Source organism: Caballeronia sp. A2-2 (assembly GCF_057612605.2).
Window position 1 is genome coordinate 483,249 of sequence record NZ_CM172587.1, and the last position, 14,634, is coordinate 497,882.

Below are 14,634 nucleotides of genomic sequence, written 5' to 3' on the forward strand. Positions count from 1 at the left end.
AGTCCATTTTCATACTACTTTCACTGGGGAATTTGGAAGATTAAAACGATACGACAACGGTGGATGGCGGGCAATCGGACAAGTAAGCAATACGCGACGAAGTCTGCGAATCGTACTTTAAATAGTGCGTGGCTCAACAATCGTACTCGTCATATTGCGCCGGCTTCAAAGCGCCATTAAGTTAGGGATTGTTGAAAAAGGGAATTGAGCTGTCTTAAGGTGGGTGGCAAGCCAGAAAATACTGCTCGACCAATTAGACTATAAGGTCAATCAAAAGTGAAGATCCTACATAGCGAATCATCGAGGGGTTGGGGAGGGCAAGAGACACGTACCCTGAGAGAGATGGTTGCGTTGCGAGAATGCGGCCACACTGTCGAGTTGTTATGTCCGAGAGATGCTCGTTTGGCGGCGAGGTGCCGCGAATTTGGCTTTACGGTGCATCATGCACGCATGCGCTCGGGGGGTGATCTGCGGTCAGTACTCGCCATTCAATCTCTACTACGCCGGCGCGCTTTCGACGTTCTAAATACGCATAGCGGGCACGATAGTCTCGTTGCCGGCATTGCAGCGCGACTGGCGGGAACGCCGCTGATCGTGCGTACGCGACACCTTGCGTTGCCGATCAACTCCCTGGCTTCTTATACGTGGATACCACATCGTGTAATTGCCGTCAGTCATTTCGTACGTCAGCATCTAGTCTCGGCGGGGGTTCCGAAAACGCGAGTACACACCATTTATGACGGCATTGATAAGCCGAATTTGGACTCGCATTCCACCTTACGCACGGAATTAGGGATTGAGGCTAAGGCGACTGTTGCATGCATGGTCGCAATCATGCGTGACGAAAAGGGTCACGAGGACCTCATTGAAGCGGTGCGTCCGCTAGCCAAAACGCATCAGCTCCTACACGTGGTCCTGGCGGGCGACGGCCCTGGATTTGACCGTATTAAAGGTCTGGTGCGTAGGCTGGGGCTGGAGAGCCGCATACACATGCTCGGCTTTCGCAAAGACGTGCCGAACATATTAAACGGCAGCGACATGTTCGTTTTGCCAACGCGTCAAGAAGCGCTTGGCCAAGCGTTCATCGAGGCGATGGCCGCAGGCTTACCGGTGATCGGCACACATGTGGGCGGCGTACCTGAACTCATCCAGGATGAAGTAAATGGTTTGCTTGTTCCTCCGCGCGACCCAAGCGCTCTTCGCGAAGCTATCGGGCGCATGGCCAATGATGCGGGGCTGCGCGCGCGTCTCGGCGAGGAGGGTCGCCGAATTACCGAACGCGGATTCACCGTCAGCGATATGGCTTACGAAACGTCCTTATATTATCGAAGCTCGTTGTACGAGCGGGGGTTCTGCCGTTGAGCGCCCCCCACTCCCCACAGTCACGCCTCGACTCTAGACACGTAGTTTTTTTAATTGCTGCCAATTTCAGGTAAGCCGGTAAGCCCTACCGTGGTCGCTAAGAAAGTAAAAGCCACTGATTCCGCGTGGGCTATGGCCTTGGGCGTAATCCCTAGGCCATGACCGCCTTCCTGCAGTTCTAGATACCATACATTCGGGTGTCCTTGTGCCTGCATTCTCGCGACCATCTTGCGCGCATGTGCGGGATGCACACGATCATCGCGCGTTGACGAAGTGAACAGTACGGCAGGGTAAGCAACTTCCGCTCGCACATTGTGATACGGCGAATAGGTCATCAGGTACTTCAGATCAGCAGGTTTGTTCGGATCACCGAATTCGTCGATCCAGGATGCGCCCTGCAACAACTGGTGAAAGCGTGCCATATCAGTGAGTGGTACCTCCGACAACACGGCACCGAAGAGCTCTGGCCGTTGCACCATACACGCCGCGACTAGCAGCCCGCCGTTGCTGGCACCGCGAATCGCAAGCTGCTTCGATGTCGTAGTTCCGGAATCAATCAGCGCCTGTGCGACGGAGATGAAATCGCCGAATGAAACATGACGCTTGTGTCGAAGCGCGGCTTGATGCCAGTCTGGACCGAACTCTCCGCCTCCGCGGATGTTGGCGACTGCATATAGTCCGCCCCGCTCGATCCAGGCGATACCAATCGTCGCGCTGTAACACGGCTCGAGCGCGACTTCGAAGCCGCCGTAGCCATAAAGGAGGCAAGGGCGTGCGTCAGTGCGCGTTTCGACATCGCGACCGATCAGCCAATAGGGAATGCGCTCGCCGTCCTGCGCGATCGCGTGACGACGCACAGCGGAGAGTTCGCTGGCGTCGAACTGAGCGGGCAGGCGTGATAACAATTGCCACGGTCCGTCATCTGCTAGGTCCGCGTAGTGGAGCGATGGCGGCTTTAGAAAATGTTCGTCTTGTATGAGTACAGTGTCATCACGCTCGCTGTCGACGGAAATGATCCTTGCATGACTTGCCTCAGGCAGTGAGAAATTGCGTACCTCCCATTCGATGTCAAATGGAGCAGGCGGCCGCATGAGGACCACACGTGGCTTGCCGTCGTCCACCTGTGAGACTATAAGCCAGTGCCTTGTGAAGTCGATGCCTGCAAGCGCACGCCGCTCGGACGGCACGAACAATGTCGTAAATTGGCGTGAGCCGGCGAGAAATGCATCTCGACGAATTACCGCAAGCGTGCCCGCCGCATACAGGCTTTCACCGACACTCCACGGCTTGCGAGGGGTGACGAACAGCCAGCCGTTCCAGTGTTCTATCTCAACGTGAGTAGGTAGTTCATATTGACGCCATTGAGTCGCAAATTCATCGAGCCAGTATTGATGCGCGTCGTAGAAGCTTGCGGCGCGTGAGGCAACATGCAACTTTTCGATGGGATCGAAGCTCGCGTTTGCCCACACGTCGGAACGTGCGCCTTCAAATGCGACAGGCGCGTTCCTCAGCGGTGTTCCACGGGACCAGCGGCGGACGGTCCGCGGGAAGCCAGAGTTCGTGAGATCGGGACTTGGATTGACAAGGCTGTCATCCCAACTAACATAGACTGCGTCGCGACTTATCCAAGATATCCGGTGCTTGCCGACGTCTGGCAAAACAAAACCGTCTTTGACGAACAGTCTCGCCTCCACATCAAGTTCACGAACAACGAACGCATCTGATCCGCCTGGTGAGAGACTGACTAGCGCGCGGTCGTACGTTGGATAAAGCAATCTGAAGTCCAAAAGTGTCCAATGCGGGCCATCGCCGACTTGCTCATTCAAGTCGAGCTTGGCCACATCGAGGATAAGTTCCCACTTTGGCCTGCCGTCGAGCCACGAAAACCATTCAGTGCGTCTCACGATCCCTAGCGGATAATCTTCGTCTTGCCAAATGTTATAGGCCCAATCACCGTAGCGCGAACAAGCTAGGAGGCGATCTTTCGATGTGTAGACCTTTTCGAGCCGCTCAGTGAGTGCTGTTGCTTCAGGCGTGTTGCCGAAAGTAGCGTTGGTGTGCTGGGTCTGCGCGGTGATCCAAGCGTTGGTCTGCGTGTCGTTAGACGACTCGAGGGCGATGAAGGGATCGCCACCTTCGAGATCGAGACTCGGGACATCGCTCGGTCTGTTGAGGAGATTCATTTATTTTTGCGGGAAAGGTCAAAGAGACGACGAATTTTGCTACCTTCAATCTTCGCTGTCATCTATGTCATTGTCTGATAAGCGACCCGCTGTTCGCACCTGACCGCGGTCTGTGATTCAAAGCGGTTTATTGTTCAGGTATCCGAAAGAAAAGACGCTCACGGTCACCTGCCCTAAGCAGATGTCGTCTGTTCCGATAGCTGAGACCATTTGCCGCAATCCTATACTTTGATCTGGTAGCAACTTGCGTTTGCTCGAAGCGGCGATATAATCCGCCGAACTGATGAAAGCAATATCACGGCGTACGAAGCCGGCTATAGTCCGTTGTGGATAGAATGACATGCGGTATGCCGCATAAACCAATATTCCAACGCCGAGCGCAGACGCGAAGCCTCGTTCAAGCCAAGTTGTTTTCTGTTTTCACGTGAATGAAGAACGGCTACGCGCGCGAATTAGCATGCCATCATGCTGGACGGAACGCTGCGGAAGGCGTGAGGATAGCACTCGCGCTAGACCTCAGTGCAGTCATACGGTACCGACTACCTTGTAAGAAAGTGGTTGGATCTGTAAGGACGTTCGATAGCACACACCTTTGACCGCTGTTGTCTCGAGCTGCATCCTTGCGACCTTTGCGTTACCTCAATGCGAGCGACGGCAATCGCGGGTGCCCCCAACCAATCGAGCGTCCGCGCTTTCATAGATCTTTGGTATCGGCTCCAAAGGAGGCGACCCTTTGCAATGAGCCCAAACGTAGTTGCCGCCGGTTGTCGGAAGGTAATGCCATTAAACACTCTTCACTCGTTTATTGAACATGCCAATTTATTCTTTGATAAAACAGGCATCGAGAAACGCGCAGCACGTTCTTGAAAAGTATCCGGAATCTGGCCCCAATCCGGACGCGCTGCGCGAACTGGCCACAGCTGTAGAACAGCTGCAGACAATACCCAGCCGCGCTTGGGATGCCGCCGAATCTTTAATGCTCGAGGCAGGTTTCTTTTACTCGGAGCATTGCACAGCCACCTATAACGATACTTGGCGTCGGTGGGTGAGAGAGCAGTCCCGCGATGACATGTTCATTGACGTGCTGCGCATCCGACTAGAGGCCATCAAGTACCTAAATGTTCGTTGACTTGCTTCTCGTCACTTCCGGGGCGCTTCAACGCTTGTTGTTGCATGCGACTGTTTCTGCGCGTGAGGGGGCGGTCTGTGTCGGCGGGCAGGGGATCTTTGAGCTGAAACAACGCCCCGTTGCCCAAACCATTGTTGTCGCCTTCCTATCGTCAACGAGGGTGCGGAAGCCGCGACTACTCACCCTTCGATCTACTCGCTGGCATAGGAAGTTTGCCTGCGCCTGAGACGTCCGGTTACAGCGAACGCACGAACAAGACGACAGCTCGTCGGATATGGGGGGCTAAGCGTCGGTAGCTATGGACAAGGATCAACTCTTCGCTCGTCAAGGTTTGCTCGGACCTCGTTCCAGTCAACACGTAGAGCACGTCAACACCTGACTGCGCAACGAGTTGCAGATACCGTGAGTCGGGGAAGCGATGCCCATTCTCATACATAGCCTGCGTCTTTTCGGTTACGCCAGCCTTGTTTGCTAATGAGCGTTGAGAGTCTCCGAGCCTCTTCCTTTCGATCCTAAGCCTTGTTGCCATTCCTTTCATGCTTGCGACTCATTCGGTTAGATGTTCATCTTTGCGCGTATACGAATGCGGCCATAGACCTCGGCGCATATGGGGGCACCGCACTGTCTATGTTCCGGCGAGACGGGATACCCAATCGGTTCGAGTGTGCGGCGGTGTCGCACCGCTTAGTCTAGTTAACTACCTCGAATAGAACGCCAACAGCGCGACGAATGCTACTGTGCGTTAGGAGATAGCGGTTGCTTTCACACCTGCTACTTCACTTCTTCCCAACAACGAGCGCGGCGTCGCGATGACGAGGATGAGGTGCAGGAATTTGGGATCTTCGAATGAACTTCTATTCCTGTAAAGACCGAGCGCGGAGGACCGCCGCTGCTACCGTTCCATTCTAACCCTCGTGTAGTTGAAGGCACGTGGCTTGAGATACTTTGCTCGACGCAACTTGTGGGATCGCGGCAAAGTGGTGACGCGACGAAGAAATTTATCACGGAAGCTGTTGCTGAAAGAGTTAGACGGTGCCTTAGGCGACATGTCGAAATCAGAGATCCGCAAGAAGCAACGGTGCGTGGACCGGGATGCCTTAGAGCGACGGGCGAACACCATAACGAGCTCAGAAGTAATAAGACGCACTATTTAGTCAGGAGTTGATGCAATGAACCAGATAGCGTGCCCTCATACCCCATTTAGATGGGATCTGTACCGGGCGGATTCCCCACTGTTCCTTGCGACGCCAGCGCACACGCTCCTCGCCATTGGTCGATCAGACGCCATCCCCGATGGGAAAACTTCGTTAGTCGAACGTTTAGCAACCGTGCTGCATCAGGCGCACGCCGAAGGAGGCGCCGGCGCAACAGTTGTGGGTGCGGTGCCGTTTGACACCAATGCACCGGCCGCGCTGCGCGTTACGAAACGGATGATACGTGCCGCGCCGCTCGGCCTCCCGCACGCGCCGGCGCGCGCGCCGTCCGGAAAACGCGCGGCAATTCGCGAGGTCCCGTCGGCGCATGCATTCGCTACTGCTGTGGCGCACGCGATTGCTCGTATCCATACGGGCGAGCTGGAGAAGGTTGTGCTCGCTCGCACACTTGAAGTGGACTGCGAGGACCTGGTGGAGGTTGCTCCGCTAGTCGCGAGTCTTGCAGCTTGCAACCCTCGTGGCTATACATTTTCAGCCGGTATCGGCGACGGGCGAACATTGCTTGGAGCAAGCCCGGAATTGCTCGTGAGCCGATTCGGCAGTGTTGTACGAGCGAATCCGCTGGCAGGGTCTGCGCCACGCAGCAGCAATCCGATTGAGGATCGGCGGAGCGCAGAGATATTGTTGAACTCGGTAAAGGATCTCGAGGAGCACCGCGTCGTCGTCGACGCAGTGCGAGATAGCCTTGCGCCTCTTTGCAGGGATTTGGACGTTCCGGCAAGGCCCTCGCTGATTGGTACCGATACGATGTGGCACCTATCGACCGTTGTCTCTGGCGTAACGGATGCGGACGCGCTTACGCTTGCGCTTGCGTTGCATCCGACGCCAGCGGTATGCGGTACGCCGCGTGAGGCGGCGCGCGATTGCATTCACGCCGCGGAACCGTTCGACCGCGGATTCTACTCGGGGATGCTTGGCTGGCTGGACGGGCGCGGCGACGGTGAATGGATTGTCACGATCCGTTGCGCAGAAGTCGTCGATCGAACCCTACGCCTTTTCGCTGGAGCCGGAATAGTCGCAAAATCGACGCCAGGCGGCGAGTGTGCTGAAACCGCAGCAAAGTTCATGACGATGCTGGATGCGCTTGGAATCAGAAGCATGTGGTCCGCGGGCGACGAGCGGAGATGGACGTGATGAGCGGGCTCTTTACTCCATGGCCGGCTGATTTGGCTGCTCTCTATCGGGCAAAAGGCTATTGGCGGGGCGAATCCATCGCCGAGTGGTTTGATGCTCTGGTCGCACAATTCGGCGAGCGAACAGCACTCGTGCATGGCGGTCTTCGGTGGTCCTACCAAGATCTTGCGGTTGAGGCGCAACGGACCGCCGGGGCGCTGAGTGCTTTGGGCATCGCTCCAGGCGACCGCGTGGTGCTGCAGTTGCCAAACTGCCTTGCGTTTTTCGCGACCACGTTCGCATTATTCAGCATTGGAGCAGTGCCGATATACGCGCTGCCGGCGCACCGCCGCCGCGAGATCACTTCGTTTTGTCGTCACAGCGGCGCGGTGGCGTACATCGCAGCACAACGCCATGCCAACTTCGACTACCGCGCACTTGCTGGCGACGTGCGGAGGGATGTGCCTACCCTGAGGCACGCGTTGTTTACATCACAGGACAACGCTAGGCTCCAAGGCTTCGATACTGCGGAAAGTGCATCGCCGACGAGGCCGAAGTCACACGAATTGGCGTTGATACTGTTGTCAGGCGGCAGCACTGGGATGCCGAAGTTGATTCCGCGCACGCACGACGATTACTTGTATAGCGTGCGAGAAAGTTCTCGCATCTGCGGTCTTAGTGAGCACAGCGTCTACCTCGCAGCGTTGCCGGCTGGTCACAACTATGCCCTCAGTTCGCCCGGGTCGCTGGGGGTATTTCATGCGGGAGGCACGGTTGTTCTGAGTGACAGTGCTGACCCTGGTACAGCTTTGAGGTTGATCGAGCGTGAACGCGTGACCGTGGTCGCGCTCGTACCGTCGTTACTAATTCCCTGGTTGACTGCCGTCGATCGGCGTGGCGGTGCGCCAGCGTCTCTTGAGCTTATTCAGGTTGGAGGGGCGCGACTCGATTCGTCGTTGGCGGCGCGCGCCGTAGAGGGCTTCGGCGCGCAACTTCAGCAGGTGTTCGGGATGGCAGAGGGGTTGGTCTGCTACACCCGGATTGATGATCCGCAAGGCATCGTGGTTTCCACGCAAGGGCGACCGATCTCGCCGGACGATGAGATCGTTGTTGTGGACGACAATGACCGTGCCGTTGCTCGGGGCGAGGTGGGTAACCTATTGACACGCGGACCGTATACGATCCGCGGTTACTACGATGCGGAAGGCCACAATGCTCGCGCCTTTACGCTTGATGGGTACTATCGTACCGGCGACCGTGTGCGTGTGGCCGAGGGCGGTCATCTCGTTGTGGAAGGGCGCGCAAAGGACCAAATCAATCGCGGCGGCGAGAAGATATCTGCGGTGGAGATTGAGCACGTGCTAGTGATGCATCCTGGCGTTGCCGATGCGGCGCTCGTGTCAATGCCGGATCCCTATCTAGGAGAGCGTAGTTGTGCATATGTGATCCGCGGCACTGCATCGTTAAGTGCGGCCGAACTTAAGCGGTTCGTACTCGAGCAGGGAGTAGCTACCTACAAGATTCCAGACCGTATCGAGTTTGTCGATGCTTTCCCGAAGACGCCAGTTGGAAAACTAGACAAGCAGGCGCTTCGACAGCGAATCGCCGATCGCCTGACAAAGTTTGGCGTCTGACGTTCGGCTAGGTGGCATTGCAAGCTTTTCACGATTGATCGAGTCCCATATGGCTATTCCCAAGATCGCTTCTTATCCTATGCCTACCGACATGCCGACGAACGGCCTTAGGTGGCCGTTTGATCCGAAACGTGCGGCGCTGCTTGTTCACGACCTTCAGGACTATTTCCTCGATTTCTATGATCGGCACGCTTCACCGGTGCCGCAATTGTTAGCTGGTGTTGGACGCTTGATCGCGCTTGCACGTGGAACCGGTATGCCTATCTATTACACGGCACAGCCGGCAAACGCCGCGCCCGCGGATCGCGCGTTGTTGACCGACATATGGGGACCGGGGTTGACTGCGCAACCCGCGCGCGCAGCTATCGCTGCGACAATTGCGCCAGTCCCTGGAGACACGGTGCTCGACAAGTGGCGCTATAGCGCCTTCCAACGATCAGACCTGGAAGCACGATTGCGCGAACAACATCGCGACCAGCTCGTGATCTGTGGAGTCTATGCGCATGTCGGATGTTTGATGACTGCTTGCGACGCATTCATGCGTGACATCAAGCCGTTCTTAGTCGGCGACGCAACCGCAGATTTCTCTGAACGTGAGCATCGGATGGCGCTGGAATATGTCTCGGGGCGCTGCGGCCGCGTTGTGTCGATTGATTCACTGGTCGGCGCGGCCCGCGTCGAGTTAAAGGCCCCGGCACTTGGGGAAGTCACAAAGTTAGTTGCCGAGAGCTTGAGTGTTCCGGCCGTTGAGTTGCCTGCGGACGCCAACCTGATCGCTTGCGGCGTCGATTCGATCCGCATCATGGCTTATGTCGAACACTGGCGGTCCGAAGGCTATCCGATTACGTTTGTGCAGCTCGCTGAAACACCAACGCTCGAAGCTTGGACTGGCCTGTTGCAACGTGCCAAAAAGGCGTCCACTTGACGACGCGTTAGCTCCTTCTCATAAACCTCGCTCGCGCGGTAACCGTTGCTCTGGCTGGCCGACCTTATTTGATCCGCAAGCCTAACGAAATTAAATTCCTGCGGCTCAGGTGACAGGTTAGTCGGACGTCGTTCGCCAGAAGGAATGGGGGCATTTGCAACTGATTTCGCGCAATTGCGAGTTGTGGTTGGGCAAGAGGAGGCGGATGGCGGCAGCGATCCCGCAGGAACTGTGTTTGCGAAGTCCTCAACTATGCAACTTAAAAACCGACCGATACGTGCGACTTCCGCTCAATATGGGATCTGGCTAGCGCAGCAGTCTGATCGAAGTGACCTCGGCTATCTGACAGCCGAAGTTATTGAGCTTGAAGGCGCGCTTGACATGGCAGCGCTGACGGTTTGCGTCGAAGCGGTGCTCGATCATGCTGACTCGTTGCATATGCATTTCGCTTGGGCGGACGGTGCACTTTGGCAATGCCGCAAGGAGCCGAGTACACAGCTGGCGCTAATAGATGTATCGGCGGAAGATGAACCCGAGTATGTAGCTCGTTGCTGGATGAAGTCGTCGATGTCGAAGTCCTCCGGACTCACGTCTGACTCACTTTATCGCACCGCGTTGCTGAGACTCTCGCCCACGAAGCACTGGTGGTATCTCCAAGTTCATCACATCGCTCTTGACGGCTTCGGCTACGGTTTGCTTCAGCAAACCGTGGCGGCACGCTACAACGCCCTCGTCAGAAATGCACGATTGCCCGATTTGCCGGACTGGCAAATGGATCGCGTCGTCGAAGCCGAGACGCATTATCGTCACAGCGGCAACTTTGACGTCGACCGGGCGTTCTGGCGCACATATACGCGTCACATCCCGGCGCCGCTTCTGCTCACGCCAGAACATGACGTTGCCGACGAAGCGTTGCAGGAGACTATTGTTGTCGACGACATCCGGCTCGCCACTTTTCGCGAGGCCGCTGGCCGCGCGGGGGTCGATTGGAACGCATGGTTGTTATGTGCTATCGGGGTTTGGTTGGCACGGCAGGGAAAACAACGAGACTTCACGATCGGGCTGCTTGTGATGAATCGGCTCGGAACGCCCGCACTCGGCGTGCCCTGCATGGCGATGAATATCGTTCCGTTTCAATTGCATATTGAATCAAATTATTCGCCGCGCGATCTCGCGCGAGCATGCTCGGAACAGATAAACGCGATTCGACCGCATCTGTACTATCGGTACGGTTGGATCCGTGACGATCTCGAGTCATCGGAGCGTAAAGGGCCGATTTTTAATCAGTCCGTCAACATAATGCCGTTCGACCGCCAAGTTGCGTTCGACGGGCTCACGAGCGGCGTGCGCCCGGTCCGCAGCGGCCCCGTGAAGGACCTGAACGTGGCCTTAGCCGTAAGCGGATGCGCCTGGCATCTAACTCTTGAAGCCAATCCAAAATCTTACGACGCACCAACGCTCAGAGCATACATGCGGAACCTTGTGGATCTCCTCGACAAGTTCGGCGCCTGCGCGGCGAGCGAACCAATCGCCCATCTGCTGGAACGCCTACCTCCGACGTCGGTTTTGCGAGGTTCATCCCTGACGAGGCCATACATCGACGTAATCGAGCTGATCGAACGCGTTGGTCACGATCAGCCGGCGAGCACTGCAATCGAATATGGTGAGCGTCGGGTCGATTACGGCACGTTGCTCGCGGGGACATTTACCGTGGCGGACGAACTAGCTCGACGTGGCGTGACTCGAGAGACTCGCGTCGCGATCTTGGCGCCAAGGTCGCCGGAAGTAATTGCTGCGATGCTTGCTGTTTTAAAGGTTGGCGCTGTCATAGTGCCACTTGATCCTGAAGGGCCTTCACAACGCATTGCGACGATGCTCGCGGACGTGGCTCCAACGCTCGTCATTGTAAGTAGCAAGCACTGGCCATACGCGGGAACGTATCCAGTGCTAGATCTAAGTGAGGCGCACTTGCCGGGTGTGCATCACTCTATGAAGCAGCTTGAACCTATCGGAAACTCTTTGCCCGCATATTTGATGCACACGTCGGGGTCTACCGGCCGGCCGAACGGGGTGCTGATTAGCCGCGGCGCGCTTAACCAGTTTGTGGCGAGCACTTGCGAGCTTTATGGCGTCGATGTGGATGATCGCGTGCTGCAATTTGCTCCGCTGCATTTCGATGCCAGCTTCGAAGAGATTTTTATCACGCTCTGCCGGGGAGCCACCCTCGTATTGCGGGATGATGCAATGCTGGACTCGGTCGATGCGTTCACTGCGGAAGTCGAAAGGCGCGGCATAAGTGTGCTTGACCTGCCGACGGCATACTGGCACCAGCTCGCGTATGCGCTTGATGAACAACTCGCGCGTCGACTCGAATGCGTGCGCCTGACTATCATCGGCGGCGAGTCCGCTTCACCAGAACGGGTGCGACGTTGGGCGTTATACCTGCCACGTCTTACTTTGTTGAATACTTACGGGCCAACCGAGGCCACTATCATCGCGACCTCTGCATGCATCGGTGGTCCGCGTAGCGTCTGGTATAACGGCGAGCCGGTGCCTATTGGCACGCCGCGCGCGGGAATAGACGCGTGTGTTGTCGACGAGCGTATGTATCCGGTCGCCGCTGGGCGAGCAGGTGAATTAGTGTTGAGCGGCGACGGACTAGCGCTCGCGTATGTCGGTGATTCGACCCGAGCGCCAGAGCGCTTCGTGAGTTTGCCGCATTGTGGCCAGCGCGCGTACCGTACTGGTGATCTTGCGACACTGCGAGAGGGCCAGCTTTATTTCGAAGGCAGAATTGATGATCAGATCAAGATAAGCGGTGTTCGGATTGATCTGTGCGAGATAGAAAATGCGCTTTTACACGTGCCGGACGTGTGCGAGGCGGCAGTGATTGCGACGCAGAGTAGCGCAGGGGCGGTTGTACTTGTTGCGTTTGTCACGGGATTGAAAGATACAGGGCCGTTACGCGGCCAACTCGCTCAACAGCTGCATTCTGCTGCAGTTCCTACTCACTGGCACGCGCTCAAGCGGCTACCACGCAATGCGAACGGGAAGATCGATCGCAACGCTTTGCGAAAAATTCACGTACGACGCGCCGGCATCACTAGCAGTGAGGTCAGCGGTAGGTTCGAACTCGAGGTTATGGCCGCTTGGCGGAGCGTGCTTGGCAATGTCGCATTAACGCCGCATTCCAACTTCTTTGACGTCGGCGGCAAGTCGCTGTCGGCAATGCAGGTAAGCGTGCGACTAGCAAAGACACTCGGCCGGGACGTCCCGGTATCGATGCTATTCAGCCATCCTACGGTCGCCGCTTTAGCTGCCGCGGTGTGCACCCCGTCACCATGCCTTCCACCCGCCCAGCTGGATGCATTCGCACAACATCTGACCCTCCAAAAGGGTAAAGATGACGCGCTACGGCTCATCTGTGTTCATGCGGCCGAGGGCCTTGCTTGGAGCTATTTGCGTCTCGCCGCCTGTCTGCCCAATGTAACGGTTGACGGGCTGCAAATTTCGATGGAAGACACGCGAAATGCGGCCGACTTCGAAGCGCTTATTGCGACCTATGTGCACCGCGTGCGGGCGCTGCAACCTGTTGGACCGTATCACCTACTCGGATGGTCGCTTGGAGGAGCGCTCGCCTACGGTATCGCAGCTGCGCTGGCTCGCGAAGGCGAAAAGGTAGCTACCCTAGCGCTGGTGGACAGCTATCCGTCATCGGCATGGGCTGGCCAGCGGCTACCCGTGCGCAGCGACGCGCTGCAAACACTGCTACAGGTCAATGGCGACTTCGATACGACCGACGTTTCCGACACAGTGAAGCGACAGCGCCTGCTGTGCGCGACCAGCCCCTTCGCGGTGCTTGGCGACGCAGGCTTGGATGAATTCGTCGATGCAACATTGCGGCAGATGCGCCTATTTCGCGAGGCGCCAACGCCCCAATATGACGGCCAACTGCTGCTCTTTAACGCGACGCAAAAAAAATCTGGGATGCCATCGCCTAAGAGCTGGTATGCACACAGGTCGACCGAATCTATCGTCTGCTGCGATGTCGACTGTTCGCATGACGGGATGTCGGACATGGAACCGATGGCCGCAATCGGAGCCGTTTTGAGTAACAGGTTCAGCACCTGAGCCGCATACGACTTTCAATCATGGAATGCGAAGCGAACGTCTGTAATATGAGCCAAAAATTTCCGACTGGAGTCGCAGTTGTGACTGGCGCCGCTAGCGGAATCGGGGCTGCGGTCATGTACGCGCTCGCAATGCGTGGCGTCGATGTGGCAGCGCTGGATATAAACGGTGACATGCTCAACCGCACAATAAGGCAAAGCGTGGCGTTGCCCGGGCGCATACGAGGTTTCGTGGTCAACATCGCAGATGCAAGTGCAGTCGAATCCGTTGTTGAGCGAGTGGAAGCGGTTTTCGGTCCGATCGGGATGCTTGCGAATGTTGCCGGGGTCTTTACGCTGGCCAGCGCGACATCGATAACGGACGACGAGTGGATGAAATGCTTTTCAGTGAATACTCATGGTGTGTTTAACCTGTCGCGTGCGGTCGCGTCACGCATGGCCGTACGTCGGTCGGGGGCCATCGTTACTGTCGGTTCGAACGCGGCGTTGATGCCGCGCACGCAAATGGCAGCATATGCGGCATCGAAAGCGGCGGCTCACCAATACACCCGTTGCCTCGGGCTAGAACTGGCCGCGCACGGCATTCGCTGTAATATCGTCGCGCCTGGCTCGACAGATACCCCAATGCAGCGTCAGCTGTGGCATGACTCGGAAAACGGAACGGACGTAATTGTAGGAACGCTCGAGAAATATCGTCTCGGCATCCCTCTTGGCCGCATCGCGGCACCAGATGATGTCGCTGAAGCTGTACTTTTCCTCTTATCGAACGCGTCGCGCCACATCACGCTACATACGCTGTCTGTTGACGGTGGGGCGACACTCGGTGCTTGACTTGCACCGATTCGCTGCTTATTCCGGGTCAAGGGCCACGCGCCAAGCCGTGTTGCTCCCTTCCGGCTGTCGGTAGGCGACTGACCGAAGTCGATACGTGATCTTTTGAAGCG

The 14,634-nt window shown here is 56.8% G+C and carries 9 protein-coding genes; 7 read left to right on the forward strand and 2 right to left on the reverse strand.

The genetic code is table 11. The annotated features are described in order from the left end of the window. Nucleotides 1-276 precede the first annotated feature (276 nt). Nucleotides 277-1,362 (forward strand): glycosyltransferase, encoded by a 1,086-nt coding sequence (locus ACZCWR_RS02385; RefSeq protein WP_487302152.1) that lies wholly within the window; start codon nt 277-279, stop codon nt 1,360-1,362. A gap of 50 nt (nt 1,363-1,412) precedes the next feature. On the opposite strand, the gene ACZCWR_RS02390 is transcribed toward ACZCWR_RS02385, so the two are convergent. After that, the gene (locus tag ACZCWR_RS02390) at nt 1,413-3,545 is read right to left on the reverse strand and encodes a prolyl oligopeptidase family serine peptidase (protein ID WP_487302153.1); all 2,133 of its coding nucleotides are present in this window, start codon (nt 3,543-3,545) and stop codon (nt 1,413-1,415) included. 811 nt (nt 3,546-4,356) lie between these two features. Here ACZCWR_RS02390 and ACZCWR_RS02395 point away from each other — a divergent pair. Continuing rightward, nucleotides 4,357-4,674: a hypothetical protein gene (locus ACZCWR_RS02395; protein ID WP_487302154.1), complete on the forward strand. Its 318-nt coding sequence runs from the start codon at nt 4,357-4,359 to the stop codon at nt 4,672-4,674. A gap of 235 nt (nt 4,675-4,909) precedes the next feature. Here ACZCWR_RS02395 and ACZCWR_RS02400 read toward each other — a convergent pair whose 3' ends face one another. After that, nucleotides 4,910-5,212, reverse strand: a complete 303-nt coding sequence (locus ACZCWR_RS02400) for a helix-turn-helix domain-containing protein (RefSeq protein ID WP_487302155.1) — start codon at nt 5,210-5,212, stop codon at nt 4,910-4,912. 631 nt (nt 5,213-5,843) lie between these two features. Between ACZCWR_RS02400 and ACZCWR_RS02405 the strand changes: the two genes are divergently transcribed. From ACZCWR_RS02405 to ACZCWR_RS02425, 5 genes are all read left to right on the forward strand, one after another. Beyond that, nucleotides 5,844-7,022, forward strand: a complete 1,179-nt coding sequence (locus ACZCWR_RS02405; RefSeq protein ID WP_487302156.1) for an isochorismate synthase — start codon at nt 5,844-5,846, stop codon at nt 7,020-7,022. Next, entirely contained in the window at nt 7,013-8,635 is a 1,623-nt protein-coding gene (locus ACZCWR_RS02410; RefSeq protein ID WP_487302157.1) for a (2,3-dihydroxybenzoyl)adenylate synthase, read from the forward strand. Before ACZCWR_RS02405 ends, ACZCWR_RS02410 begins: the two co-directional genes overlap by 10 nt. A gap of 49 nt (nt 8,636-8,684) precedes the next feature. Beyond that, entirely contained in the window at nt 8,685-9,560 is an 876-nt protein-coding gene (locus ACZCWR_RS02415) for an isochorismatase (protein WP_487302158.1), read from the forward strand. Between the two features lie 144 nt (nt 9,561-9,704). Beyond that, the gene (locus tag ACZCWR_RS02420) at nt 9,705-13,691 is read left to right on the forward strand and encodes an amino acid adenylation domain-containing protein (protein ID WP_488876490.1); all 3,987 of its coding nucleotides are present in this window, start codon (nt 9,705-9,707) and stop codon (nt 13,689-13,691) included. Between the two features lie 47 nt (nt 13,692-13,738). Further along, complete coding sequence (locus ACZCWR_RS02425; protein WP_487303216.1) at nt 13,739-14,521, forward strand: 2,3-dihydro-2,3-dihydroxybenzoate dehydrogenase; 783 nt, start codon at nt 13,739-13,741, stop codon at nt 14,519-14,521. Nucleotides 14,522-14,634 lie beyond the last annotated feature (113 nt).